At 64.8% G+C, this 26286-nt stretch carries 26 protein-coding genes; 18 read left to right on the top strand and 8 right to left on the bottom strand.

What is annotated here, in order from left to right; all coding sequences use genetic code 11:
• The first annotated feature begins 205 nt into the window (after positions 1-205).
• Positions 206-1276 carry an AbrB family transcriptional regulator gene (locus tag QEG70_RS03600; RefSeq protein ID WP_308719389.1) on the top strand — a complete coding sequence of 357 codons (1071 nt, stop codon included), beginning with the start codon at positions 206-208 and terminating at the stop codon, positions 1274-1276.
• Positions 1277-1526: 250 nt separating this feature from the next.
• Here the strand turns inward: QEG70_RS03600 and QEG70_RS03595 are convergent, their stop codons facing one another.
• Positions 1527-2255, bottom strand: a complete 729-nt coding sequence (locus tag QEG70_RS03595; RefSeq protein ID WP_308719388.1) for an SDR family NAD(P)-dependent oxidoreductase — start codon at positions 2253-2255, stop codon at positions 1527-1529.
• A 218-nt stretch (positions 2256-2473) separates the two neighbouring features.
• Between QEG70_RS03595 and rpmI the strand changes: the two genes are divergently transcribed.
• The 6 genes from rpmI to lpxB all read left to right on the top strand — a co-directional run bounded on the left by rpmI (position 2474) and on the right by lpxB (position 9133).
• Positions 2474-2677 (top strand): 50S ribosomal protein L35, encoded by a 204-nt coding sequence (gene rpmI / locus QEG70_RS03590; RefSeq protein ID WP_007400447.1) that lies wholly within the window; start codon positions 2474-2476, stop codon positions 2675-2677.
• Between the two features lie 14 nt (positions 2678-2691).
• Positions 2692-3048 (top strand): 50S ribosomal protein L20, encoded by a 357-nt coding sequence (rplT, locus tag QEG70_RS03585; protein ID WP_014104634.1) that lies wholly within the window; start codon positions 2692-2694, stop codon positions 3046-3048.
• A 180-nt stretch (positions 3049-3228) separates the two neighbouring features.
• A complete protein-coding gene (gene pheS / locus QEG70_RS03580) occupies positions 3229-4299 on the top strand; it encodes a phenylalanine--tRNA ligase subunit alpha (RefSeq protein ID WP_308719387.1) in 1071 nt (356 codons plus the stop codon).
• Positions 4300-4302: 3 nt separating this feature from the next.
• On the top strand, positions 4303-6765 hold the full coding sequence (gene pheT, locus QEG70_RS03575) for a phenylalanine--tRNA ligase subunit beta (protein ID WP_308719386.1): 2463 nt from the start codon (positions 4303-4305) through the stop codon (positions 6763-6765).
• Positions 6746-7768 carry a phosphate ABC transporter substrate-binding protein PstS gene (gene pstS / locus QEG70_RS03570; RefSeq protein WP_308719385.1) on the top strand — a complete coding sequence of 341 codons (1023 nt, stop codon included), beginning with the start codon at positions 6746-6748 and terminating at the stop codon, positions 7766-7768. Before pheT ends, pstS begins: the two co-directional genes overlap by 20 nt.
• Before the next feature lie 147 nt (positions 7769-7915).
• Positions 7916-9133, top strand: a complete 1218-nt coding sequence (lpxB, locus tag QEG70_RS03565) for a lipid-A-disaccharide synthase (protein ID WP_308719384.1) — start codon at positions 7916-7918, stop codon at positions 9131-9133.
• Here the strand turns inward: lpxB and QEG70_RS03560 are convergent.
• Genes QEG70_RS03560 through ygfZ form a run of 3 tightly spaced genes read right to left on the bottom strand, consistent with a single transcriptional unit; the run spans position 9084 to position 10608 of the window.
• A complete protein-coding gene (locus QEG70_RS03560; protein ID WP_308719383.1) occupies positions 9084-9302 on the bottom strand; it encodes a hypothetical protein in 219 nt (72 codons plus the stop codon). The two genes, lpxB and QEG70_RS03560, sit on opposite strands and share 50 nt — an antisense overlap.
• Positions 9303-9309: 7 nt before the next feature.
• The gene (gene hisI, locus QEG70_RS03555; RefSeq protein ID WP_308719382.1) at positions 9310-9726 is read right to left on the bottom strand and encodes a phosphoribosyl-AMP cyclohydrolase; all 417 of its coding nucleotides are present in this window, start codon (positions 9724-9726) and stop codon (positions 9310-9312) included.
• Between the two features lie 51 nt (positions 9727-9777).
• Positions 9778-10608, bottom strand: coding sequence for a CAF17-like 4Fe-4S cluster assembly/insertion protein YgfZ (gene ygfZ, locus QEG70_RS03550; RefSeq protein WP_308719381.1), 831 nt, complete (start codon positions 10606-10608; stop codon positions 9778-9780).
• Positions 10609-10691: 83 nt separating this feature from the next.
• On the opposite strand from ygfZ, the gene QEG70_RS03545 reads away from it, so the two are divergent.
• The 5 genes from QEG70_RS03545 to QEG70_RS03525 all read left to right on the top strand — a co-directional run bounded on the left by QEG70_RS03545 (position 10692) and on the right by QEG70_RS03525 (position 16316).
• Positions 10692-11609, top strand: a complete 918-nt coding sequence (locus QEG70_RS03545; RefSeq protein WP_308719380.1) for a glycosyltransferase family 9 protein — start codon at positions 10692-10694, stop codon at positions 11607-11609.
• A 201-nt stretch (positions 11610-11810) separates the two neighbouring features.
• Positions 11811-12506, top strand: coding sequence for a hypothetical protein (locus QEG70_RS03540; RefSeq protein ID WP_308719379.1), 696 nt, complete (start codon positions 11811-11813; stop codon positions 12504-12506).
• 40 nt (positions 12507-12546) lie between these two features.
• Positions 12547-13911: an outer membrane protein assembly factor BamB family protein gene (locus QEG70_RS03535; RefSeq protein WP_308719378.1), complete on the top strand. Its 1365-nt coding sequence runs from the start codon at positions 12547-12549 to the stop codon at positions 13909-13911.
• A gap of 16 nt (positions 13912-13927) precedes the next feature.
• Positions 13928-15355 (top strand): ribosome biogenesis GTPase Der, encoded by a 1428-nt coding sequence (gene der, locus QEG70_RS03530; protein WP_308719377.1) that lies wholly within the window; start codon positions 13928-13930, stop codon positions 15353-15355.
• A gap of 112 nt (positions 15356-15467) precedes the next feature.
• Positions 15468-16316, top strand: coding sequence for a nicotinamidase (locus QEG70_RS03525; protein WP_308719376.1), 849 nt, complete (start codon positions 15468-15470; stop codon positions 16314-16316).
• A gap of 3 nt (positions 16317-16319) precedes the next feature.
• On the opposite strand, the gene QEG70_RS03520 is transcribed toward QEG70_RS03525, so the two are convergent.
• Positions 16320-17666 (bottom strand): GntT/GntP/DsdX family permease, encoded by a 1347-nt coding sequence (locus QEG70_RS03520; RefSeq protein WP_374762536.1) that lies wholly within the window; start codon positions 17664-17666, stop codon positions 16320-16322.
• Between QEG70_RS03520 and QEG70_RS03515 the strand changes: the two genes are divergently transcribed.
• Positions 17665-18414: a dienelactone hydrolase family protein gene (locus QEG70_RS03515; RefSeq protein WP_308719375.1), complete on the top strand. Its 750-nt coding sequence runs from the start codon at positions 17665-17667 to the stop codon at positions 18412-18414. The genes QEG70_RS03520 and QEG70_RS03515 overlap by 2 nt on opposite strands.
• Here QEG70_RS03515 and ubiA read toward each other — a convergent pair.
• Positions 18404-19321 (bottom strand): 4-hydroxybenzoate octaprenyltransferase, encoded by a 918-nt coding sequence (gene ubiA, locus QEG70_RS03510; protein ID WP_308719374.1) that lies wholly within the window; start codon positions 19319-19321, stop codon positions 18404-18406. The genes QEG70_RS03515 and ubiA overlap by 11 nt on opposite strands.
• Before the next feature lie 160 nt (positions 19322-19481).
• On the opposite strand from ubiA, the gene QEG70_RS03505 reads away from it, so the two are divergent.
• The 4 genes from QEG70_RS03505 (at position 19482) to QEG70_RS03490 (ending at position 23541) form a co-directional block, all read left to right on the top strand.
• Positions 19482-20222, top strand: a complete 741-nt coding sequence (locus QEG70_RS03505; protein ID WP_308719373.1) for a 16S rRNA (uracil(1498)-N(3))-methyltransferase — start codon at positions 19482-19484, stop codon at positions 20220-20222.
• Positions 20223-20292: 70 nt separating this feature from the next.
• Complete coding sequence (locus QEG70_RS03500; protein WP_308719372.1) at positions 20293-21708, top strand: glutamate--cysteine ligase; 1416 nt, start codon at positions 20293-20295, stop codon at positions 21706-21708.
• Between the two features lie 147 nt (positions 21709-21855).
• On the top strand, positions 21856-22812 hold the full coding sequence (gene mbfA / locus QEG70_RS03495; protein ID WP_308719371.1) for an iron exporter MbfA: 957 nt from the start codon (positions 21856-21858) through the stop codon (positions 22810-22812).
• Positions 22813-22899: 87 nt separating this feature from the next.
• Positions 22900-23541, top strand: coding sequence for a LolA family protein (locus tag QEG70_RS03490; RefSeq protein WP_308719370.1), 642 nt, complete (start codon positions 22900-22902; stop codon positions 23539-23541).
• A 12-nt stretch (positions 23542-23553) separates the two neighbouring features.
• On the opposite strand, the gene rsmI is transcribed toward QEG70_RS03490, so the two are convergent.
• The gene (gene rsmI / locus QEG70_RS03485) at positions 23554-24546 is read right to left on the bottom strand and encodes a 16S rRNA (cytidine(1402)-2'-O)-methyltransferase (RefSeq protein ID WP_308719369.1); all 993 of its coding nucleotides are present in this window, start codon (positions 24544-24546) and stop codon (positions 23554-23556) included.
• A gap of 11 nt (positions 24547-24557) precedes the next feature.
• Between rsmI and QEG70_RS03480 the strand changes: the two genes are divergently transcribed.
• Positions 24558-25886 carry a penicillin-binding protein activator gene (locus QEG70_RS03480; RefSeq protein ID WP_308719368.1) on the top strand — a complete coding sequence of 443 codons (1329 nt, stop codon included), beginning with the start codon at positions 24558-24560 and terminating at the stop codon, positions 25884-25886.
• Positions 25887-25927: 41 nt separating this feature from the next.
• Here the strand turns inward: QEG70_RS03480 and QEG70_RS03475 are convergent, their stop codons facing one another.
• Positions 25928-26272 carry a hypothetical protein gene (locus QEG70_RS03475; protein WP_308719367.1) on the bottom strand — a complete coding sequence of 115 codons (345 nt, stop codon included), beginning with the start codon at positions 26270-26272 and terminating at the stop codon, positions 25928-25930.
• Positions 26273-26286 lie beyond the last annotated feature (14 nt).

The raw sequence follows: 26286 nt of genomic DNA, 5'->3' as shown, positions 1-26286 counted from the left end.
TTTGCTGAAAGAAACATTCAGGAAAAACGCACCTTGCCCTGACCCGCGGATGCCCGATACGGGCTGAAGTCAGGCGCGGTCCATGTAAACGCACGGTCCATGCGGCCTGTCCCATATCCCGGCCGCATGAAACATGGCATTCATGCATGATTGTGTTCAGTCGAGAATTTTCATGGTCAACAGAATTCCGTCCCCAGGACCGGTAATGACAGCAAAGCGCCTGTCGTTCCAGAACAGTGGCCTCCCTGTAAAATGGTGCTGGCTCATTGCCCTGTCGGTTATTTTTACCGTTCCCCTGCATTACATGCATCTGCCTGCAGCGATCCTGATCGGCCCCATGTTTGCCGCCGTGGTCCTGGCCGTTCACGAGGCTGACCTGCCCATTCCCGCGCCCTGTTTCCTGCTGGCGCAGGGCATTGTGGGGTGCATGATTGCCCGGAGTCTCCAGCTTTCGATCTTTTCCGAGGTCATCGGCGAAGGCCCGCTTTTTCTGGGTGGCGTTCTGTGCGTCATTCTGGTCTGCACCCTGATCGGTTTTTGCCTGGCGCGCTGGAAGGTGCTGCCGGGCAGCACGGCGCTATGGGGGGCATCGCCCGGTGCCGCCACGGCCATGACCCTGATGTCGCAGGCCTATGGCGCGGATATGCGGCTTGTCGCCTTTATGCAGTATTTTCGCGCAGCAGCAGTGGCCATGGCAGCCACCGTCATGGCGCGCAGCACGACCAGCACAGGTGCTGATGGCGAGGGGCAGGGCTGGTTCGCGCCCGTGGCGTGGCCCGCTTTAGGTGAGACGCTCATGGTGATCGTGGCCGGAGTGGCGCTGGCGCACAGGCTACGCCTGTCGGCAGGCGCGCTCATGATTCCGCTTATCATCGCAACCGTGCTGCAGGATACGGGGCTGCTGTCCATCGAACTGCCGCCGTGGCTGCTGCTTGCGGGCTACGCGATACTGGGCTGGGGCATTGGCGTGCGGTTTACACGCGCGACGCTGCATTATGCCGCCCGTGCGTTTCCCTATATTCTGATTGCGGTCGTGCTGATGATTGCAAGCTGCTGCCTGATGGCGCTTGTGTTGGTCCGGCTCAAGCATGTCTCGCTGCTGACCGCCTATCTGGCCACCAGTCCAGGGGGCGAGGATACCGTGGCCATCATCGCGGCCACGACGGCGGGGGTGGATATGCCTTTCGTCATGGCGATGCAGACCGTGCGGTTCGTGCTCGTGCTGTTTACCGGCCCTTTTCTGGCGCGCATGTTAAGCCGGTATGTCGAGCGGTAAGTCCGTCAGGGCGCAAATCCGCCATGACGGAGGCGGCACGTCTTTAGGGGCCGTTTAAAAGTCAGCCTGGAAAATATCCCGAAATCATAAAGAAGTTTTTGGTGAAGCTTTTTTCGAAAGGCTTCGAGGAACACCCCCCCTTTTTGAAAAATAAGGCGGCGGTTGTTTTTTTTGCGGGTTTGCGGTTTCAGGCGGGCTGCACACGCAGCGGGCGGCATATGATCACGCCGCCCGTGCCGTCAGGCCATGATCAGGCCGTGATGCCGCCATCGGTCGTCAGCGCCGAGCCGGTGATGAAGCTGGCCTGCGGGCTGGCGAGGAACGAGACCACGGTAGCGATATCGCTCACCTGCCCGTATTCCTTGTGGCACATGAAGCTGCGCAGCAGGTCGGCCGCCGGCCCGGTAGCGGGGTTCATGTCGGTATCGATCGGGCCGGGCTGGACCACGTTGATGGTGATGCCGCGCGGGCCGAGGTCGCGCGCAGCCCCCCGGGCAAACCCGTTCAGCGCCGCCTTTGAGGCCGAATAGAGCGAAATACCGGGGAAGGGGGAGCGATCGGCAAAGGCCGAGCCGATCAGGATGATGCGGCCGCCCTTGGTCATGTGGCGCGAGGCCTCGATGGCCTCGATCATCACGGCGCGCACGTTCAGGCCCAGCACGGCATCGACCTGCGCGTCGGTCATCTCGCTCACGTCGCCATGGGGGTAGACGCCCGCATTGCACACCAGCGCATCGATGCGGCCCAGGTCGCGCACCACCTGCTGGATCGCGGCACGGTTGCCATTGCCTTCGCCATCGCAGCAGATGGCCATGGCGCGGCGGCCCATGGCGCGGATTTCGGCCACGGTTGCCTCGGCAGCCTTCTCGTTGCGGGCGTATGAGATGGCAACATCATATCCGTCACCCGCCAGTGCCTTGGCAATGCCCGCGCCAATGCCGCGGCTGCCGCCGGTTACGTAGGCTACGCGTTGGGTCATTATGTTTTCCTCCCGGTTATTATGGTGCTTTTTCCTCCTACAGCATGGGGCGGGCAGGGGAAAGCACGCGTCATGCCCATCAAGGGGGTTGATCGGGAATGCCAGGTTGTCTATAGCCTGCCTGTTCGCGCGTCCGGGCCTGTAGGGCATGCCCGGCCGCAATGGTGTCCTTGCCTGTAACAGGGCAGGGCGCAGCCTTTAACCTTAAGGAGAAGCAAATGCCCAAGATGAAGACCAAGTCTTCGGTCAAGAAGCGGTTCAAGATCACCGCCACCGGCAAGGTGCTGGCAGGACCCGGCAACAAGCGCCATGGCCTGATCAACCGCTCGCAGAAGATGAAGCGCACGAACCGTGGTTCGCAGGTGCTGACGGAAATGGATGGCCGCACTGTAAAGCAGTGGGCCCCCTACGGCCTGGCATAAGGAGCACCTGAGATATGGCACGTGTGAAACGCGGCGTAACAACGCTCGCCCGTCACAAGAAGGTTCTGGCAGCTTCCAAGGGCTTCCGGGGTCGTTCTTCCACCAATTACCGCATCGCGCTGGAACGTCTGGAAAAGTCGCTTCAGTATGCGTATCGCGATCGCCGCAACAAGAAGCGTGAGTTCCGCGCCCTGTGGATCCAGCGTATCAACGCTGCGGTGCGCGAGCATGGCCTGACCTACAGCCGCTTCATCAACGGCCTGGACAAGGCTGGCATCGAGATCGACCGCAAGGTGCTCGCCGCCATCGCCTATGACGACGCGGCAACCTTTGCCGAGATCGTGAAGAAGGCGCAGGCCGCTCTGGCCTGATTCCTGTTCCCGCCCGTGTGGCGACAGGTCCACGAAACGGGTCGTCCGCAGGGGCGGCCCGTTTTGTTTTATACGATGCCCGTGCGCCCCTATGGTTGCGGGCGCAGACACGCGCCGGGTCTGGTGGCCAGACTGCTGCCCCTGCCAGCCCGCCCGATTTGAGAGCCTGTGCGAGGTGCTATGAGTGACGATCTCGAAACCCTGAGGGAACAGACAGTTCAGGCACTCGCTGCCGCGACCGACCAGCGCGCGTGGGATGCCGTGCGCGTGGGCACGCTGGGCAAGTCGGGCAGGCTGACCGCGCTGCTCAAGGAACTCGGGCGCATGACGCCTGATGAACGGCGCGCGCGCGGTGCCGCACTCAACCGCCTGCGTGATGACCTGACCCGCCTGATCGAGGCGCGTGGCCAGGAACTCGAGGCCGCCGCCCTCAACGCCCGCCTCGCCGCCGAGCGCGTGGATGTCACGCTGCCCGGCGCGCCAGAAGCTGAAGGGCTGCTGCACCCCATCACCCGCACCATTGAGGAAATGGCCGCCATTTTCGGCGCGATGGGTTTCCAGGTTGCCGAAGGCCCGGATATCGAGAGCGACTGGCACAACTTCTCGGCGCTCAACACCCCCGCCCATCACCCCGCCCGGACCGATCAGGATACGTTCTACCTGCCGCCCGAGGCCGAGGGCCAGCCCGAGCGCGTGCTGCGCACCCAGACATCGGGCGTGCAGATCCGCACAATGCTGGGCCAGGAGCCGCCCATCCGCATCATAGCACCCGGCCGCACCTACCGCGCTGACCATGATGCCACGCATTCGCCCATGTTCCACCAGTGCGAGGGGCTGGTGATCGAGAAGGGGATCACGCTCGGCCACCTCAAGGGCTGCCTGTCGGACTTCCTGCGTGCGTTCTTCCAGATGCCGGACCTGCCGGTGCGTTTCCGTGCTTCCTACTTTCCGTTCACCGAGCCGTCGATGGAAATCGACATCGGCTGGTCGCGCAAGACCGGCCAGATCGGCGCGGGCGATGACTGGCTGGAAGTGCTGGGTGCTGGCATGGTCCATCCCCGCGTGCTGGCCAATTGCGGGCTGGATGCGCGGGAGTGGCAGGGCTTTGCCTTTGGCATGGGCATCGAGCGGCTGACCATGCTGCGCCATGGCATTCCCGACCTGCGCTCGTTCTATGAAAGCGATGTCCGCTGGCTGCGCCATTACGGCACCAGCCCCCTGTCTCCCGCCCTGCTGCACGAAGGTCTGTGATCGATGAAGTTCTCCCTGTCCTGGCTGCGCGAACACCTTGAGACCACCGCAACGCTGGAAGAGATCACCGCCACCCTGAACACCATCGGCCTTGAGGTGGAAGGCGTGGAAGACCCCGGTGCGGCGCTGGCATCCTTCCGCACCGCCCGCATCATCGAGGCCGTGCAGCACCCCAATGCGGACCGCCTGCGCGTGTGCCAGGTCGATGCGGGCGAAGGCTTCGAGCGCGTGCAGGTCGTGTGCGGTGCGCCCAATGCGCGCGCGGGGCTGCATGTCATCTTCGCGCCGCCGGGCACGCATATTCCGGCTTCCGGCATCACCATCAAGGCAGGCAAGCTGCGTGGCGAGGCCAGTGGCGGCATGCTGTGCTCGCTGCGTGAACTCGGCCTGGGCGAGGACCATGACGGCATTGCCGAACTGCCTGAGGGCACGGCGCCGGGCCAGTCCTACCCGCTCTTTGCCAAGCTTGATGATCCCGTGATCGACATTGCCATCACCCCCAACCGGGGCGATGCGCTGGCCGTGCGTGGTGTTGCGCGTGATCTGGCGGCGGCGGGCCTTGGCAGGCTGAAGCCTTGGCTGGTCGAGACCGTGGAGGGGCAGGGCGATAGCACGATTACGTGGCGCATCACCTACCCCGAAGCCTGCCCGTGGGTGCTCGGGCGCACCATCCGTGGCGTAAAAAACGGCCCCAGCCCGGCATGGCTGCGTAGGCGGCTGGAATCGATCGGCCTGCGCCCGATCTCGGCGCTGGTCGATATCACCAATTTCTTCACCCATGACCTTGGCCGCCCGCTGCATGTGTTTGATGCGGACAAGGTTCGTGGCGGTGAACTGACCATCTGCCGTGGCGCGGGCGAGACCTTTACCGCCCTTGATGGCAGCGAACACGTCATGACGCCCGATGACTGCGTGATTGCCGATAGCAGCGGCGTGCTGTCGCTGGCAGGTATCATGGGTGGGGCGGAGAGTGGCGTGAGCGAGGAGACGACCACCGTGTTCGTCGAATGCGCGCTGTTCGACCCCGTGGCCATTGCCCTGTCCGGGCGGCGGCACAACCTGCACTCCGATGCCCGCCAGCGTTTTGAGCGTGGCGTGGACCAGGCCCTGCCGCCCGCAGCCCTCGAGGCCGCGACGCGCATGATCATCGACCTGTGTGGCGGCGTGGCCGATAACGTGGTCTCGGCCGGGGGCGAGCCTGCCTGGCAGCGGCAGGCGCATCTGGAATTCGCCCGGCTTGAAACCCTTGGCGGCCTTGTGGAAGAGCCGGACCATGCCGTGCACCTGCTCGAGGGGCTGGGCTTTGAAGTGCGCGAATGCGACGCCCGTCACGTGGTGGTGGACGTGCCCTCATGGCGCAACGATATTGCAACGCCCATGCTGCTTGACCAGCAGCCCGGCCTGCCCGAAGCCCGCGGCAGGGCCGCGGCGGAAGGGGCTGTGGCGATCAACCCCGAAGTGGACCTGATCGAGGAAGTGCTGCGCCTGCGCGGGCTGGACAGTGTGCCCGCCGTGTCGCTGCCGGTGCACAGCGCCGTGCCGCTGCCAGCGCTTACGCCCCGGCAGGCCCGCACCGCCAGCCTGCGCCGCACGCTTGCGGCGCGCGGGTTGCTCGAGACGGTGGGCTTCTCCTTCGTGGCGCAGGAACAGGCCGCGCAGTTTGGCGAAACGCCCGCTGGCCTGCACCTGCTCAACCCCATTGCCGCTGACCTTGACCAGATGCGCCCGACCCCGCTGGTCAACCTGCTGGCCGCGATCAAGGCGAATGCAGCACGGGGCTATCCTGATATCGGCCTGTTCGAGGTTGGTCCCGGCTTTGATGCCGATGGCCAGAAGCAGGTCGCAGCCGGTATCCGCAGTGGGCATTCTGCCCGCCAGCCCGGCCAGCCAGCCCGGCCGGTTGACCTGTGGCAGGTCAAGGCCGATGCGCTTGCCGCCCTCTCGGTGATGGGGGCCGCGATGGAAGGGCTGAGCCTGAGCGCCGATGCGCCCGCCTATTACCATCCGGGCCGTTCGGGCGTGATCCGGCAGGGGCCAAAGCTGGTGCTGGGTCATTTCGGGCAGTTGCATCCGGCCTTGCTGGCCGCGCGCGGTATTGATGTGCCGGTCTGTGCGTTCACGCTGTACCCCGATGCGGTACCCGAGCCCAAGCGCAGGCGCAAGGGGCCGCCAGCGCTTTCGGCTTTCCAGCCGCTCAGGCGTGATTTTGCGTTTGTGGTGAGCGCGGATGTGCCGGCGGAAAAACTGCTCAAGGCCGTAAAGGGCGCGGAACGCAACCTGATCGTGGCCGTCAGCCTGTTTGATGTGTATGAGGGCGACAAGGTGCCTGCGGGCCACAAGTCGCTGGGCATCGAGATAACCCTGCAGCCGATGGACGGAACCCTGACCGATGCGGAGATCGAGGCTGTGTGTGACCGGGTGGTGGCCGCCGCGCATAAAAGCTGCAATGCCGTCCTGCGGGGCTGAGCGGCGCGGCTGGGGGCTGGGGCTGGCAGCACTGCTGGCCGTGGCCAGCACGCCCGCCCTTGCCACAGACATAACGGGCGCGGGCTCCAGCTTTGGCGCGCCGATTTATGGCGCGTGGGGGGCAGGGGCGGCAAAGGCCACCGATATCCGCCTCAATTACCAGACCATCGGCTCAGGCGCGGGGCAGAACCAGGTCAAGGCCCGCACGGTGGATTTCGGTGCCTCTGACGCGCCCATGAGCGTGGCCCAGCTGCAGCAGAACGGGCTGGTCCAGTTCCCCACCGTGCTCGGCGCCATCGTGCCGGTGGTGAACCTGCCCGGCATTGATGCCAGCCAGTTGCGCCTGACCGGCCCCCTGCTGGCCGATATCTATGATGGCGAAATCAGCATGTGGAACGACCCGCGCATTGCGGCGGAAAACCCTGGCCTGGCCCTGCCCGCCATGCCCGTGGCCCCGGTGCGCCGGGCAGACGGGTCGGGCACGACCTTCGTGTTCACGTCCTACCTTGCCCGCGTCTCGGAGCATTGGGCGCATGAGCAGGGCAGCGGCACCTCGATCGAATGGCCGGTGGGCGAGGGCGCACGGGGCAATGACGGTATCGCCGCCGCCGTGCGCAACACTGAAGGCAGCATCGGCTATCTTGAATACGCCTATGCGGCAGGCAATCACATGCCCATAGCCCGGCTGCGCAATCATCATGGTGATGTGGTGACGGCGGATGATGAAAGTTTCCGCCAGGCCGTGACCACGGCCCACTGGTCAACCGATGCCAGCCATTCCGCAGATGTGCTCGATGGTGATGGCACCGGGGCATGGCCCATCATGGCCGCGACCTATGTGCTGATCCCGACCGACCGCGCCGATACGCCACAGGGCCGGGCAGTGCGGGAATTCTTTACCTGGAGCATGGCGCATGGCAGCGAGGCGGCGGAGACGCTGAACTACGTGCCGCTGCCCGATGATATCCGCGCCAGCATAACGGGCCTGCTCAAGGACCGGTAAGCGACCCAAAAATTGTAAAGAAGTTTTTGGTGAAGCTTTTTTCAAAAAGCTTCAGACCGGAAATAGGGCTGGGATCACGCAGGGGCAGCAGATATTTTTGCTACTGCCATTTGCGCCTTTTGTCCCGACACGATAAGCCGGTCTGGCATGACCAAGCCTTCATTCCCCCCTGCGCCTGCGGGCGTTTCCCCCTTCGGCCCGACCATATGGATCATGGCGGGGGAAGCCAGTGGCGACGTGCTGGGCAGCCGCCTCATGATCGCGCTGCGCCAGTTGCGGCCTGGCCTGCATTTTGCGGGCATCGGGGGGGAGCGCATGCACGCACAGGGGCTGCAATCGCTTTTCCCGCTGCGTGACCTTGCGGTGATGGGCCTGCTTGAGGTGCTGCCGCGCCTCCGCCACCTCTCGCGCAGGCTCGATCAGGCCGTGGCAGATATTACCGCGCGCAAACCCGCGCTGGTCATTACCATCGACAGCCCCGGCTTTACCCTGCGCCTGCTGCGCCGGATCGCGCCGCTCTCCATTCCCCGCCTGCATTACGTGGCCCCGCAGGTCTGGGCGTGGCGCGAGCACAGAGTGCGCGAATTTCCCGGCCTGTGGGAGCGCATGCTGTGCCTGCTGCCCTTCGAGCCGGAATTCTTCGCCCGCCACGGCATCGAGGCGCGGTTTGTTGGTCATCCGGTGGTGCAGTCGGGGGCGGATGAGGGATCGGCCGCGGCCTTCAGGGCGCGTTACAAAATTGCGCCGGATGCGCCCATTCTCGTGCTCATGCCCGGTAGCCGCCGCTCGGAGGCGCCGCGCCTGCTGCCGGTTTTTGGCCGTATGCTGGCCCTCGTGCAGCGTAACCGCCCCGATATCGTGGCCGTGGTGCCGGTCTCGCCCGTTATTGCCGATATCGTGCGCGCGGGCGTGGCCCGGTGGCCGGTGCGCCCCCTGATCGTGACCGATGTGCACGACAAGCATGATGCCTTTGCAGCCGCCTCCGCAGCCCTGACCAAATCAGGCACCTCCACGCTGGAGCTGGCCATGGCCAACGTGCCCATGGCCGTGACCTACCGCGTCAATCCGCTGACGGCAGCCATCGCGCGGCGCCTGATCCGCGTGCCGTATGTAGCCATGGTCAACCTGCTGGCGGGCCACAGGCTGGTGCCCGAACTGCTGCAGGAGCGCTGCACGTCCGAACTGCTGGCCGCCACCGTCGAGCGCCTGCTGGCAGACCCGGCCAGCCGCGACCTGCAGCGCGCGGGGTTTGCCCATATCCGCGCGGCCCTGCACGGGCCGGGCAAAAACCCGGCCCATGCGGCGGCCTGCGAAATTATTGACCTGCTTGAGGCGCGGCAGGCGGCGCAGGCTGGCCCGGCGTAGCAGGCGCGCTCACTGCGGCAGGCGGGGAGGCGGGTTCGTTTTCCGAGATCAGGGCATGCATTTCGTTGCGCAGCATGAAAAAGCCCATGAGGACCGTGCCCACCACGGTAATGCCGATCCAGACCAGCTTGGTGATCTGTTCGCGTCTTTCTTCCTCGTTTTCCTGCATGATCCGTTCAGCCCTTGCCGTAAAGTGTTTCAGCCGCGATTTCGGGCTGCGTGATCTCCACAATCCCTTCGGGGCGCAGCGCGTTATAGAAGCAGCTGCGCCGCCCGGTGTGGCAGGCAACGCCTTTCTGGTCGACAAGCACCAGCACGGCATCGCGGTCGCAGTCCAGCCGCGCATCCACCAGCGTCTGCACCTGGCCTGATGTCTCGCCCTTGCGCCACAGGTCTTTACGGCTGCGCGAGTAGTAGCAGACGCGACCCGTGCGCAGGGTCTCGTCGAGTGCTTCGGCATTCATCCAGGCCAGCATCAGTACCTCGCCGCTGTCATGCTGCTGGGCAATGGCGGCAATCAGGCCATCGGCGTTGAATTTGACGCGCTCGATCATGGCGGCGCGCGTGCTCGGTTCAGGTGGCGTGTAAGGCATGGATCTTGACCTTGAAACGTGAAAAGAGGGGGCGGATGCCGCGTCCTAGTCCTATTGCGGCTTTGCCGGCAGGCTGAACCACTGTGGCAGATGCACCTGCACCCCGTGGCCTGCCGCCACAAGACCCGTATCGTGCAGATGCTCGCTGCGGATCATGGCCAGCCCCGCGCCATCGCGCGAGGAGCGCATCTCGCCCACCGTCTTTTCTCCCGCCATGACGGGCGTGCCCGGCGCGGGCAGGTTGGCATGGGCGGATACGGGCACGAGATGGCGGCGCACCAGCCCCCGGTAGCGCGTGCGCGCGGTCAGTTCCTGGCCCATGTAGCAGCCCTTGGTCCATGAAATGCCATTGAGCTGGTCGAAATTGGCTTCGAGCAGCAGGGTTTTGTCGCTTTCGCAGTCACGCGGTCCGTCGGGCAGGCCAAGGGCAAGGCGGTGGCGGTCATAATCCACTTCATCCGCCGTGGGGTGAGGCGTGGGGTGACCAAGCAGGAAGCGCCAGCCCGCCTGCGCCACACGTGGGTCGGGGGCGGCGGGGTAGCCTTCGGGCGGGGTGAAGCCCTCGCCCCAGGCCGCATGCACGGCGTAGCCGGTCTCGCCCAGTTCAACCTGCGCGCGCAGGCGGTAGCGCGACAGGCGCTGGCGCAGCATGTCGGCCTGGCTGGCCGTGCAGTCAAGCAGCAGGCGCTCGCCCTCGGGGTCGGCAAAAACGAAGAAATCCGCCAGCCATTTGCCCTGGGCCGACAGGAACGCGGTCCAGACCGCCCGGCCGGGAGCAACCGTGGTCATGTCGTTGGAGACAAGCCCCTGCAGGAAGGAGACGCGATCAGCGCCTGATATGCCGAGCACGCTGCGCCCGGAAAGATGAGCAATTCTGGCCATGGGTGCAATCTGGCCACGCCCGCGCCCGCAGGCAAGGGCAAAGAGAGGTTGGCACGCACGCAAAACCTGACTAGCACCAAAAAATGCACATCCTGTTCATCACATCCACCCGGCTGGGTGATGCCATTCTCTCCACCGGGCTGCTTGATACGCTGCTCAGGCGCTACCCCGAGGCCGATTTCACCATTGCGTGCGGACCGGTGGCCGCCGGGCTGTTTGTGCACATGCCGCGCCGTGTGCGCACGATCGAGATGGTCAAGCGCCCGCGCAACATGCACTGGGTCGATCTGTGGCGGCAGTGCAGGGGGCGCAAATGGGACCTGTGCGTGGACCTGCGCAGTTCGGTCGTGAGCTATTTCCTGCGCGTGGGCGAGCGCCACGTCATGCAGGGCGGCCGCCGCAGGGGGCCGCGGATCACGCATATCGGCAACCTGCTCGAACTCGATCCCGCGCCGCTGCCGGTTACCTGGACAAGTGCTGCCGAGCGCACGCAGGCCGCGCGCATGCTTCCCGATGATGGCACGCGCTGGGTTGCCCTTGGTCCCACCGCCAACTGGGATGGCAAGATCTGGCCGCCCGAGCGCTTTGTCGCGGCCTTCAAGGCCCTGCAGGCCGATGATCCGTGCCTGCGGCCGGTCATCCTGTATGGCCCTGGTGATGCGGAGCGCGCCCGTGCCCTGCCGGTGATCGAACACCTGCCCGATGCGCTGGATACCGGGGGCAGCCTGTCAGTCACGCAGGTTGCAGCCCTGCTTGCGCGCTGCACGCTGTTCATTGGCAATGATTCGGGGCTCATGCATCTGGCTGCTGCCAGCCAGATTCCCACACTGGGCCTGTTTGGCCGCAGCAAGGCGATGGAATACGCGCCCGCTGGCCCGTGGGGGCGGGTGGCCATGGCGCCCGGCCCGGTGGGCAATGCCCCGATGGAGGGGCTGAACGTGAAGCAGGTGGTCCTGACCGCGCAGATGCTCCTGCGCGACTGGAGCCATGCGAAACGGTGAAAAAAGCCGATTTTTTGCATTTTCCGCCCGCTTATCGCTGGCGGTGCAAAACAGGCCGGTCTATGTGATCGAACAGGCGGAAATGGGCTGCGGTACTGGCCGGGTGGTTTGCCGTGCCGCGCCGGGCCGGATATGCTGGCCCAGGGATCACGACGCGTAAGGCGCGATGCGCCACGCAAGCGAGCAGGGAACGACACGAACGTGGCTGACGACATCTTCATGGAAGTCGATGAGGAAATCCGTGCCGAACGCATCCGGGCACTGGCGCGGCGCTATCTTGTCGTGGCCGGTGTCGTGGTGGCGGCCGTGTGCATTGGCGCGGGTGGGTGGCAGTATTCCGTCTCGCGCGCCCACAAGGCAGATGCCGCCGTCTCGGCCGCCTATTTCACCGCCATGCAGGATGTCGCCCGCCCGCCCGATGCCACGGGTGCCGATACCAGCCTGACCACACGGCAGAAAACGGGCCTGCAGGCGCTTGAAGCACTGGATGCCCGGGCGCGCCCGCCGCTGCGCGTGCTCGAGCGCATGGAACGCGCGGCCCTGCTGACTGAAAGTGGCAGCCTGCCCGCGGCCCTTGCCCTGTGGGATGGCGTGAGCCAGGAACACGCGGTTGACCCCACCATTGCATCGCTTGCCAGCCTGCTATGGGTGCAGCACCAGATTGATGGCGGCGACCCCGCCACCCTGCGTTCACGCCTTGCGGTCATTGATGGTGCGGGCCAGCCGTGGCGCGGCCAGGCTATCGAGGCCGAAGCCCTGCTTGACCTGAAAACAGGCAAGGAAGCAGATGCACGCGCCAAATTCGAGCGACTGGCGATGGACATGACCATTGCCGATGGCGTGCGCAGCCGCGCCGAAGCCATGCTCCAGACGCTGGGAGATGACGCTGGTGGCTAGCCCTGACCCCGCATCCCCCACGCCGACCAACAGGAAGACCATGAAATCAGCCCTGAGCCGCCGCCATGTGTTGCTGGGCACGGGGGCAGCCCTGCTGACCGCGTGTTCCAGCAAGCAGAAAAAAGCCCCGCTGCTGATCGGTCACCGTTCGGATGTGCTGCACACAGCCGCCGGCCTTACGGTCGACCCCGAGGAAACGCAGGCCGTGACCGTTCCCGCCCCCACGGCGCTGAATGCATGGCCGCAATCGGGCATCACCCCCGACCATGGGGGCTGCGATATCGCCTGGGCCGGGCAGATGCGCCATGAATGGACCCATGATATCGGCGCAGGCAATTCCGAGCCGGAATGGCTGTCCTATGTGGCGCTTGGCGATAGCGGGCGCGGCATCATCCAGGCCACGCCCGTCGTGCAGGATGGCCGGATCTTTGTTGCTGACGCGCAGGGCGTGATCCGCGCCTATCGCTGGCCCGGCATGCACAAGCTGTGGGAATACAACCCCAAGCCGCGCAAGATGATGTCGAACAATCTCGGCGGTGGCATCAGCGTGGACAAGGGCACGCTGTACATCGTCGATGGCATCGGGCAGGCGCTTGCGCTCGATGCGGCCACCGGCAAGCTGAAATGGCGCGTCAATATCCAGACACCGGGCCGCTCCGCGCCTACCATCGCCGATGGACGGCTGTTCTTTGGCACGATTGACGAACACCTGTACTGCCTTGATGCGGAAAACGGCAACGTGGTGTGGACCTATGCCGCAACAGCCGCCGATACCATCATCTATGGCCAGCCCGCGCCCGCCGTGGCCGATGGCGTAGTGCTTGCGGGCTTTGGCTCGGGCGATCTCGTGGCGCTGCGTGCCGAAGGCGGCGAAGTGGTGTGGGCCGATACGCTCGGCAGCACCAACGGCCAGCAGGCGCTGATCGATTTCTCATGCGTGCATGGCATGCCGGTCATTGCCGATGGCACGGCCTATGCCATCAGCACCGGCGCCGTTCTTGTCGCCATTGACATGCGCTCGGGCCGCAGGCTGTGGGAGCGCGGCATTTCGGGGCAGAACACGCCGCTTGTGATCGGGGACTGGATATTCCTCATCTCCATGGACCAGCAGGTGGCCTGCCTTGACCGGCTTTCAGGCCATGTGCGCTGGATCACGCAGTTGCGGCAGTATGAGAATTCCGACAAGCAGAAGCGTGGCATCGTATGGAACGGTCCGATTCTGGCAGGCGGCAAGCTGGTGTTCATATCGAACTTCAAGCAGAACGGCGTTGTCATCATCGATCCTGCGCAGGGGCATATCGACTCCCTGTACGAACTGCCAGCCGAGGTGACTACAGCACCCATCGTAGTCGATAATACGCTGTTGCTCATGGACAATAACGGCTACCTTATAGCCTATACCTAAAAAGAAAGTTGCCGCAGTGAGTTCATCTTTTCCATCCGCGCCAGTGGATGCGCTGCCGGTTGTCGTGATCGCGGGCAGGCCGAATGTCGGCAAGTCGACCATTTTCAACCGGCTGGTTGGCCGCAGGCAGGCGCTCGTGGCCGATACCCCCGGCGTCACCCGCGACCGCAAGGAAGGCCAGGCCACCGTGCGGGGCCGGGCCATCCGCATCATCGACACGGCCGGGCTGGAGGAGGCGGCACCCGATACGCTGTACGGCCGCATGCGGGCTTCATCCGAATCCGCCGTGGCAGAGGCCGATCTCGTGCTGTTCTGCATTGATGCGCGGAGCGGCATTACGCCCGCCGATGAGCATTTTGCCAACTGGCTGCGCCGCCAGGGCCGCCCGGTGCTGCTGATCGCCAACAAGGCGGAGGGGCGGCAGGGTGCCGCCGCTGCGATGGAGGCGTTCTCGCTGGGGCTGGGCACGCCGCTGGCCATGTCGGCCGAACATGGCGAGGGCGTGGCCGATCTCATGAGCGAGATCGTGGACCGCCTGCCGCCCACCGACCTGCCGCCGGTGAAAAAAGTCACCCGCCGCTCCCGGCGCGAGGATGCGCTGGCCGAGGGCGAGGAAGAGGATGTGCGCCCGCCAGGCCCGCTGCGCCTTGCCATCGTGGGCCGCCCGAATGCCGGCAAGTCCACGCTGCTCAACCGCCTGCTGGGCGAGGAGCGGATGATCACCGGCCCCGAGCCGGGGCTGACGCGCGATTCCATTGCCGTCATGCTGCATGACGATGAAGGCCCGATCCAGCTTGTCGATACGGCGGGCCTGCGCCGCAAGGCCCGGATTGACGAGACGCTGGAGAAGATGTCGGTCTCCGCCTCCATCGAGGCGCTGAAGATGGCGGAGGTCGTGATCCTCGTGCTCGATGCAACGCTGGGCGTGCATGAGCAGGACCTCCAGATCGCCCGCCTGATCGAGCGTGAGGGCCGGTGCTGCGTGCTGGCGCTGAACAAGTGGGATGCGGTGGAGGACCGGGCCGCGACCCGCCAGGCCATCAAGGACCGGATCGAGACCTCGCTGGCACAGATGCGTGGCATTCCCGTCGTGTCGTTCTCGGCCATGACCGGGGCGGGCATCAACCGCCTGCTGCCCACCGTGCGTCGCGCCTATGAGGTATGGAACCGCCGTGTGCCCACCGGCGCGCTCAACCGCTGGTTCGAAATGATGGTCGAGCGCCATCCGCCACCGCTGGTCGATGGCCGCAGGCTCAAGCTGCGCTACATCACGCAGGCCAAGGCGCGCCCGCCTACCTTCATCCTGTTCGGCACCCGCACCGACCAGTTGCCAGAGGACTATCAGCGCTATCTGGTCAACGGCATGCGCGAGACCTTCGACCTGCCGGGCACGCCCATCAGGCTGCTGCTGCGGGCCTCGAGCAATCCGTACGCCAAGGGCTAGGAAAACAGATAAAAGTTTTTGGTGAAGCTTTTTTCAAAAAGCTTCGAAGAATGGAGTCTTTACGAAGAAAGGCTGCACCCAGAAACTTTTTTTCTTTTCGGCAGGGGGCAGCATGACGGCGAACGACCATCCAGAGACCCTGTTCATCACGCCTGCCGATGCGCTGCTGGTTATCGACATGCAGGTCGATTTCATGCCCGGCGGCACGCTGGGCGTGGCGGGGGCCGATGGCATCGTGCCGCTCATCAACCGGCTGAGCGAACTGCCCTTTGGCCTGATTGCCGCAACCCAGGATTGGCACCCGGCGGATCATGTGTCCTTTGACATGCAGGGCGGCCCGTGGCCGGAGCATTGCGTGGCGGGTACGAAAGGGGCGGCCCTCGTGCCCGATCTGGCGCAGGCCCATATCGGCGTGGTGCTGCGCAAGGGCATGCGCCCTGAGACCGACAGCTATTCCGCCTTCGAGGATAACGCGCGCACCAGTCGCACCGGGCTGGATGACCTGCTGCGGGGCAGGGGGATCAAGCGGGTATTCGTGGTGGGGGTGGCGCTGGATTACTGTGTGGCCGCGACCGCGCGCGATGCCGTTCGGGCAGGTTTTGCCGCCGTGGTCCTGACCGATGCCTGTCGCAGCGTGGCGCAGCCAGTCGCTGCGGTGGAGGCGGCGCTCGTCAGTGAGGTGATCGAGACCGCTCATGCGGTGGATGTACTGGCCCTGATGGACAGGGGCCTGGCACCCCGGCAGATCGCCAGGGTGCTCGAATCCTTTCTTGCCCGGGAATCATATGTGCAGGCCATTGCTGACAAGGCGCTGGAGATGGACAACAGCCATCCCCACCCCGGATCCAGAACATTATCGGATGCCCTGATGGAACTTGCCGTGATGGATGCCGGACCGGAATTCGAACTGGACCGGGATGCCATCCGCGCCATCATCGACCGGATCAGATCGGTCCGATAACCTCTACCCCACCACCAGCGACAGCAGCAGCGCAAAGACCAGCCCCAGCACGGCAATCAGGGTCTCGATCACCGACCAGGTCTTTATGGTCTGGCCAACCGACAGGCCAAGATATTCCTTGATCTGCCAGAAGCCAGCATCATTGAGCGGCCCCAGCGCCACCGAGCCCGCGCCGGTCACGATCACCATCAGTTCAGGCGAAGCCCCATGCGTGTGCACAAGGATCGGCCCCACGATGCCCGCCGCCGTGCTCATGGCCACGGTGGCCGAACCCGTGGCCACCCGCACCACCACCGCCAGCAGCCAGGCCAGCACCAGCAGCGGCACATGGGCACCCACCGCAAGGTCGGTAATGGCGGTTGAAACGCCGCTATCGACCAGTTCCTGCCCGAAGCCACCGCCTGCGCCCACCAGCAGCATGATCAGCGCGGTGGGGGCCAGACAGTCATTGGTGAATTTGAGAATCGTCTCGCGGCTGAAGCCACGCGCAGTGCCAAAGACCTGAAAGGACAGCAGGGTTGCCAGCGCCAGCGCAATATCCGTATTGCCGATGAAGTGCAGCGCATTGTTGAGCGTGGTGTGGGCAGGGGCCACCGCATCCGCCATCGAACCCACCAGCATCAGCACAACAGGCGAGAGGATGGTCAGGACCGTAATGCCAAAGCCGGGCATGCTGGCAGGCACTTCGTGGTTGACGAACTGCGCCTCCAACGCGGAGGGCAGCACGGGGCCGATGCGCCCGGCAATGAAGCGGGCATAGACCGGCCCGGCCAAAGCCGCTGCAGGCGTTCCGATCACGATGCCCCACAGGATCGTGCGCCCGATATCGGCATGATAGGCCGAAAGGGCGAGCAGGGTGGCCGGATGCGGCGGGATCATGGCGTGCGTGACCGAAAGGGCCGCCCCCATGGGCAGCGCCACGCGCAAGAGCGGCGTATTGGTACGCCGCGCCAGCGTAAATGCCAGCGGAATCAGCAGCACGAATCCGACTTCAAAGAAAACCGGCAGCCCGACCAGCAGCCCGATCACCATCATCGCCCAACTGACGCGCTTCTCGCCCGCAAGGCGGGTAATGGTCAGGGCAATGCGGTCGGCCCCGCCTGATTCCGCCAGCATCTTGCCCAGCATGGTGCCCAGCGCGATAACGGTGGCCACATGCCCCAGCACCCGCCCCGCACCGGCCTCGAACGAGGCGATGGCCTTTTGTGGCGGCATGCCCGCGCACAGCGCCAGCGCCAGCGAGACCGAGAACAGCACGATGAACGGATTGATCCGGAAACGTGCGATCAGCACCACGACGGACACGATGGCGCAGATGGCGAGCGAGAGGGCAAACAGGGATGACATCATGATTATCCATTCCGACGAGACGGCAGATATCCCAACGCCTTCAGGTATGATGCGGATGCATGTTTTCCGTCCCGCCATTGCAGGGCGCTTTCCCGGGATAGTGCTGTTTTCCGAAATCTATCAGGTTACGGCTCCCATCCGCAGGCTGGCCGTCATGATGGCAGGGCAGGGTTACGTCGTGGCCGTGCCCGAGGTCTATCATGAATACGAACCGGCGGGCACCGTGCTGGCCTATGACAAACCGGGCACGGATCGTGGCAATTTCCTTAAATTCGAAAAGCCGGTTGCAGGCTACGACCATGATGCCCGCGCGGCACTCGACTGGCTGGCCGCCAACCCGCACTGCACCGAAAGCCTTGCCACCATGGGCGTGTGCCTTGGCGGGCACCTGGCGTTCCGTGCCGCCCTTGACCCGCGGGTGCGCGCGGCGGTGTGTTTCTATGCCACCGATATCCATTCCGCCACGCTGGGGCATGGAAAGCATGATGATACGCTGGCCCGCGTGGGCGAGATGCGTGGTGAGGCACTGATGGTGTGGGGGCGGCAGGACCCGCATGTGCCTTTTGAAGGGCGACAGATGATCCGTGCCGCGATGGAAAAGGCGGGCACATGCTATGAGTGGCATGAGTTCAACGCCCAGCATGCCTTCCTGCGCGATGAGGGGCATCGCTTTGATGCCGCCCTGTTCCTTCAGTGCATGGGTATGGCGCGTGATTTCCTCGCCCGCACGCTGCATCTCAGCGCGTAAGCGTTCCCGCCAGCACGGCCAGCGCGATGGCAAGTCCGGTTTCGCGGTTGAAGCGGAACAGGCGCAGGCAGGTGGCGGGGCTCCGTTCATCCAGCCGCCACACCTGCCAGCCCAGCAGGGCCGCGGGCAGCGCCAGCGCAGGCCAGAAGCCCGGCCCCACATGGGCCAGGTAGCCTGCGCCCGCCAGGCCGGCCAGCGTCAGCCCATAGCACACGCCTACGAACAGCCGCGCATGCCCGGCCATGAGGCGGGAGGTGGAGCGCACGCCAATGCGGGCATCGTCCTCCATGTCCTGAAAACCGTAGATCGTATCGAAGCCGAGCTGCCACACGATGGTGGCGGCATAGAGCGTGCCGAGTGCGGCATCGATATGATCCGCTGCCGCCGCATAACCCAGAGGCGCGCCAAAGCCGAAGGTAAAGCCCATGACAAGCTGCGGCCACCATGTAACCCGCTTGGCCAGCGGGTACAGTCCCACCAGAATGAGCGAGGATGCGCCCAGAGCCTGCGAAAGCCCGTTGAGGTTCATCAGGATGTTGAAGCCGATGAGCAGGAGGGCTGCAAGAAACAGGGCCGCCTCGCGCATGGACAGCGCGCCCGAGGCCAGCGGCCTGCCTGCCGTGCGCGCCACCTGGCGGTCGATGTCACGGTCCCACATGTCATTGACCACGCAGCCCGCGCCGCGCATGACCACGCTGCCAATGCCAAACAGCGCGATCAGGAAAAGCCGCTGTCTTGCTGGCACATGGTCCGGCAGCATGATGCCCCATACGCCGGGCAGGAACAGGAGCCATGTGCCAATCGGCCGGTCGAGCCGCATCAGCAGGGCGTAGGGGCGTAGGCGGGGCGGCAGGCGGCCGATCCAGCCATCCACCCTGATGTCCGTATGGGGTATGGGCTGGTTCACGCTACAACTCCTTGCCGCTTGCCTGCTGACCGTGGGGCCGGGTTTGCCGATGACGGCGCGCCCCATGGCTGCTAATGGCCACACAGATGGGCCGGAAGGCCCCGTGGGGTCAAGACCGGCCCCTGTATGCTGTCCTGATACTGAAAGGTTACCATCCGGCATGAGGGATTGTCCGCGCCTGTTCATACCGCCCGCCAGCCTTCCCCCCATGGCGGTTGATGCCCTGTTTGACCTGGAACCGGGGCAGGCCCATTACCTCGGCACGGTCATGCGCCAGCAGGCCGGGGCGGTGGTTGAGGTCTTCAACGCGCGTGATGGCGCATGGCAGGGCGTGATCGACCACCTGCGCCGCGACCGCTGCCGCATCCGCGTTGTGGAACAGACCCGCGCGCCCGCCGCAACACCGGGGCTGTGCCTTGTCTTCGCGCCCCTCAAGCGCGATGCGACCGAGACGGTCATCCGCATGGGCACCGAACTCGGGGTCACGCATTTCCGTCCTGTCGTGACCGAGCGCACCAATACCCACCGTATCAATGCCGACCGCCTGAACGCCATCGCCATCGAGGCTGCCGAGCAGTGCGAACGCCTTGACGTGCCCACTATCGACGCGCTGGCGCCGCTGACCACGGTGCTGTCGCAATGGCCTGATGATACGGCCCTTTTCGCAGCCCTCGAGCGCAGGCCGCAGGGGGCTGCGGCGCCCAGGTCCCATGTGGGCGATGGCGTGCTGATTGGCCCGGAGGGCGGATTTTCGCCGCGTGAGCATGAGATGCTGTGCAGGCAGGCTTTCGTGCGGCCGCTCTCGCTCGGCGCGCTGGTGCTGCGGGCGGATACGGCGGCAGCGGCGGCACTGGCTCTTGTCGGGTCGGGCCTCAACGTCTTATGTGATAAGACTTCGTAATAACCCACCCCGCTTTTTTTCGGCCTGTTGCCAGCCTTGCCCTGACTGTCATGAGGATATTGCCCCCGCCATGTCGAATCCCGGCGCGCATAATGCACACGTAATCGAATCCCCTGACCAGTTGGTCGCCGTGCTGGCGGCGGGCGCGCGTCCACGCGAACAGTGGCGGATCGGCACCGAACACGAGAAATTCGGGTTTGTAAAACCCGATGCCGCAGGCCCCGATCGTGCGGCATGGTCAGCCCCCCCATACGCCCCGCGCGGGATCGAGGCCCTGCTGCGCGCCCTTTCAACTGAAGGCGGTGGCACGCAGTGGCAGGATATCATCGACCAGGGTGCGCTGATCGGCCTCAAGGGGCAGGGGGCAGCCAAAGGCGGTTCCATCTCGCTCGAGCCGGGCGGGCAGTTTGAACTCTCCGGCGCGCCGCTTGTCTCGCTGCATGATACGGCAGCCGAAATGGCGCACCACTTTGAATCCATCCGTCCGGCCTGCGCCGAGCTTGGCCTGGGTTTCGCCCCGCTGGGCTTTCACCCCACGGCCAGACGCTCTGACATTCCGTGGATGCCCAAGAGCCGCTACGCCATCATGCGCAACTACATGCCGCGCGTGGGCACGCTGGGGCTGGACATGATGCTGCGCACCTGCACCGTGCAGGTGAACCTCGATTTCGGCTCGGAGGCCGACATGGCGCGCAAGATGCGGGTCTCGCTGGCATTGCAGCCGGTGGCGACCGCTCTGTTCGCCAGTTCCCCGTTCTATGAAGGGCGCCCCAACGGCTTCCTGTCCAACCGTGCCCGTGTCTGGACCGATACCGACAACGCGCGCGCGGGCATGCCGCGCCAGTTCCTTGAAGATGGCTTCAGCTTTGCGGTCTATGTGCAGTGGCTGCTTGATGTGCCGATGTATTTCGTTACACGCGGCGAGCGCATGATCGATGTGGCGGGCCATTCCTTCCGCGACTGGCTTGATGGGCGCTGCCCGCCGGGGCTGGAGGGCGAGCGCCCCACCATTGGCGATTTCGAGGACCACCTGACCACGGCCTTCCCCGATGTGCGGCTCAAGCAGTTTCTTGAAATGCGTGGCGCTGATGCGGGCTCGCCCGCCATGATGCTTGCGCAGTCCGCACTCTGGACCGGGCTGCTCTATGATGACGCCACCTTACATGCCGCCGAGAAACTGGTGCTTGAGCACGGCTGGGATGAATACATTGCCCTGCGCGCCGCCGTGCCGCGCCTGGGGCTGGATGCGCCGTGGGGGCAGGGCACGTTGCGCCCGCTTGCCGCCCGCATGATCGCCCTTGCCACCGATGGCCTGCGCGCCCGCGCCCTGCGTGATGGCAATGGGCATGATGAGACCCGCTATCTTGCCCCCCTGCATGAAATTGCAGCGGGCGGCCCCACGCAGGCCGAAGCCTTTCTTGCCGCCTATCATGGCCGGTGGCAGGGCGATGTTACCCATGTCCTTGCCGAAGCGTCCGTGGTGTGAGCGGCAGGGAGCGGATATTTTCACCAAGAAACGTAATCGAGAAGCATAATCATTTTCGATCGTTTTACTTTGGTATTTCAATTGAGAATTATTTGTAACTTTACAATATTCTTGAGTCATTAAGAGAATTTATGCATAGACTGGAAAATGCGTAAATTCTCTTCCCTGTCCGATCAGGAAATCCTCGCGCTTGCCATCTCCAACGAGGAGGAAGACGGGCGTATCTACTCCGATTTTGCCTACACCCTGCGCGAGAAATATCCCGACACGTCCAAGATCTTTACCGATATGTCGATGGAGGAGGACGAGCACCGCCGCGACCTGATCGACCTGTATGTCGGCCGTTTCGGCCCGCATATTCCGCTGATCCGCAGGACCGATATTGCTGACTTCATGGTGCGCAAGCCTGCCTGGCAGGTGCAGACGCAGGGCATCGAGGCCGTGCGCGCCCATGCACGGCAGATGGAAATGGATGCGGCGCGATTCTACCGCCAGGCCGCCCTGCGCACCACCGATGCCGCGACCCGCAAGCTGCTCGGCGATCTTGCCCATGCCGAGGACCAGCACGAGCAGGCCGCCAACGCCATTACCCTCGACCGCCTGCCCACCAGCAAGCGCGAAAGCGAGGATGAGGATGCCCGCCGCCGCTTCGTGCTCCAGATCATCCAGCCCGGCCTTGTCGGGTTGATGGATGGCTCGGTCTCGACACTCGCGCCGGTCTTTGCCGCAGCCTTTGCCACGCACCAGCCGTGGAACGCCTTCCTCGTTGGCATGGCGGCCTCGGTGGGTGCAGGGATTTCCATGGGGTTTGCCGAGGCCCTGTCCGATGATGGCAAGCTTTCAGGCCGTGGCGCGCCGCTGCTGCGCGGGCTGGTGTGCGGGCTCATGACCACGGCGGGCGGCATCGGGCATACCCTGCCGTTCCTGATCGATGATTTTTCGGCCGCCCTGATTGCAGCCATCATCGTGGTGGTGATCGAGCTGTTCGTCATTTCATGGATACGCTGGCGCTATCAGGACACGCCGTTTGGCTCGGCCATCGTGCAGATTGTCATTGGCGGGCTGCTGGTGTTCGTGGCGGGCGTGCTGATTGGCAGTTCGTAGGATGACACGCCGGAGGGGCTGGCTTGATATTGCAGGCATGATGGGGCACGACTGTGCATAGAGTATCTGCACGGATTGCGTCGCATCATGAGATTTCTTCCCGTCATTGCCGCCTGTGGCGTTGCCTGCCTGCTGGGCGGCCCTTTTTTCGCACCTGTTGCCCATGCGCAGGAGCAGATGGCCGTGGGGGCTTCGGACCAGGACCATGCGCTGCTCGAGCGGGTCGAGCAACACCTTGATGCGATCAGCCTGCTCAAGGCGCGTTTCCGCCAGACCGCGCCTGATGGCAAGGTCAGCACCGGCACGGCGTGGATCGACCGCACGAATCGCCGCATGCGCTTCCAGTATGACCCGCCCAGCCCGCTGCTGCTCGTGGCCAATCATGACCAGGTGGTGTTCAACGACAGCCAGCTTGACCAGACCACCACCATGCCGATGGAAAAGACCCCGCTTGGCCTGCTGCTGCGCCCGCATCTGCAACTGTCGGGTGATGTGACGGTGACCGGCCTGTCGCATGACGGCAATGCGCTCGACATTACCGTGGTGCGCACCGACACGCCGGGTGATGGCAGCATGACGCTGCTGTTCCATGATAATCCGCTGCGGCTGCGCGGCTGGATCATTCAGGATGCCCAGCAGGAAACCACCCGCGTTGACCTGCTCGATGCCAGCACGGGCGGCCCCATGCCCGCGGATTCTCTGTTCAATACCGATATCGGGGGGCAGTAACGGCCTGCCTGCTTATTTTTTATCCCGCGCCAGTTCCAGCGCGCGGGCATAGACGGTGCGGCGCGGCAGGCTGGTAATGCCGGCGACAAGTGCTGCCGCATCCTTGACCGAGAGCGTGCGCAGGGCCTCGTGCAACTGGGTGTCGAGATCGGTTGCCGTGCTGTCTTCCTGCAGTGGCGGCCCGAGCACCACGGTAATCTCGCCCCGTGCCGGGTTCTCGCGGTAATGGGCGGCGAGTTCGGCGACCGTGCCACGGCGCACTTCCTCAAACCGCTTGGTCAGTTCGCGCGCGACTGCGGCAGGGCGGTCGCCCCCCATGACATCGGCAACGCTTGTCAGCATTTCCGCCAGCCGGTGCGGGGCTTCATGCCAGATCAGGGTTGCGGACAGGCCCGCGCATTCGGCGGCGTGCAGCCGTGCCAGCATCTCGCGCCGCGCCGCCTCACGCGGCGGCAGGAAGCCCGAGAACATGAACGGGTGCGGCGGCAGGCCCGACAGCGTGAGCGCCATGACTGCGGCATTTGGCCCCGGCACCGCCGTAACGTGGCCGCCCGCCGCCACAACGGCGCGCACCAGCCGGTAGCCGGGGTCCGACATCAGCGGCGTGCCCGCATCCGAGATCACACCAATGCGCTGCCCCGCCGCAAGGGCTTCAAGGAGGGCAGGGATCTGCCTGTCTTCGTTGTGGTCATGCAGGGGGCGGGTCCGGGTGCGGATGCCGTATTCGCGCAGCAGTCGCGCGCTGGTGCGCGTGTCCTCGCACAGGATCAGGTCGCAGGCTTCGAGCGTCTCGACCGCACGGCGGCTCATGTCGCCAAGGTTGCCTATTGGCGTGGAAACAAGCACAACTTCTCCATCCTGATGCACAACCGGAACGGTCTCATCGGCGTTCCCGGCATGACGGGTGGCGGATTCTCCGCTATGAACACTGTCACGGTTTATATCCACCGGATGTTCCGGGGCATGTTGAGATTTTGAAGGCGAGGAAGATGAGGCGTCAGACATTCGGAACCCAGATGCAAGGACAGGATGCTGATACTGCCTCTGTGCGCCCTGCATGCAAGCGCTTATTGCTGGCAGGGCTGGCGCTGTCGGTGTTGACCGCCTGCGCCAGTGGTGAAGGCGGTGGCCACCATGCGCCCCATGCCGGGCGCAACGTGGGCGTGCTGCTGCCGCTGAGCGGGGCAAACGCCCGCCTGGGCCAGGAAATGCTGACCGCCACGCGCATGGCCATGAACACGCCCACGGCCCCGCTGCTTGACGTGCATGATACCGCAGCCCCCGGCGGCAATGCCGCTACCGCGGCACAGGCAGCCATCAAGGCAGGTGACGGGCTGATCCTCGGCCCGCTCACCATGGATGAGACAGCGCAGGCGGCACCCGTCGCTACCGCCGCCGGCGTGCCCGTGCTGGCCTTTACCAGTGATACGTCGGTTGCCCAGCCCGGTGTCTGGACCCTTGGCATTGCGCCCGAGCAGCAGGTGCGCCGCATGGTGCTCGCCGCCCGGCAGCAGGGGCGACAGCATTTCGCGGCGTTCCTGCCCGATAACCGGCTGGGCCATGCGCTTGGGCAGGCGCTGCAGCAGGTGTGTGAGGAAAATGGCCTGCAATCGCCGCAGATCATGTTTCATGACAGCGCGCAGGAGGCGATTACTGCCAACCTGAAAACCCTCTCGGCCTATGACAGCCGCGCCGCCGCCGTGCCGCAGCCCGACCCCGCAGCCCAGCCGCCAGTCGCACCCACCCCCGATTCTGCTGCCATAGACCCCGCCAACCCCGATGGCGCGCCGCAGGCCCCCACGCCCGCGCCGGAAACCGCCACGGCACCCGCTGCCACGCCCGATTTTCCCGCGCCGCCATTTGATGCGCTGCTTCTGGGCGATACCGGGCTGCAACTGGGCATGATCATCAACGCGCTGGCGCTGACGCATGTGGACAATACGCATGTGCAGATCATGGGGCCGGGGCTGTGGTCGGCATTCGCCACCAAGCTCGGCGCGCTGCAGGGGGCGTGGTACGCGGCGCCAGATCCGGCCATGCGGCAGGCATTCGTGCAGCAGTTCATGGCCAGTTACCACCATATGCCGACCCCTCTGGCCGACCTGACCTATGATGCGGCAGCCCTGGTGAAGGCACTCGACCAGAACCGTCCCGCCGGAAGCGCCAATGGCTACTCCGTGCAGGCGCTGACCCGCCCCGATGGGTTTGGCGGGGTGGATGGCGCATTTGGCTTTCTGGATAATGGCAGGACGCGGCGTGATCTGGCCGTGTTCCAGATTCTGCCCAATGGTGGCGGCAGGATCGTCATTCCCCCTGCGGGCAGGCTGCGGCGCAGCGCCAACTAGGGGGTAGTGCAGGAGGGTGGTTTAACCGTCACTCTCCTGTTTCAGGCGGCGGCGGTTGCCCCATGGGTCAGCACCGGGCGGATGGCGTGAAGGGCGGCTTCAAAGCTGCTGTAGGTGGCAAGTTCGCGATCGCGGATCTGGTCAACCAGTACCCAACTCATGCCCTCGGGGCGGACCATGTAGGCAGGCCGGGCATTTTCGCGCACCCAGACCAGCACATGCTCGATATCGGGTTCGTTATCATCGTTGTGATCGGAGATATCCGCATCACACAGGCCCATGCACGCACCGGCTTCAAGCCAGCGCATCAGGTATTCGCGGTGGCGGGGCAGGAAGCCCTGCCGCAGGGAAACAACATTGGTGGCGGAAGCCTGCCTGGTCATCATGTGCATTCCGTTGG

The sequence above is a fragment of the Komagataeibacter xylinus genome, from assembly GCF_031081985.1.
GTDB classification, from domain to species: Bacteria; Pseudomonadota; Alphaproteobacteria; order Acetobacterales; family Acetobacteraceae; genus Komagataeibacter; species Komagataeibacter xylinus_E.
Note: the sequence above shows the minus strand (reverse complement) of the source record. Positions and strands in the feature narration are given on the sequence as shown.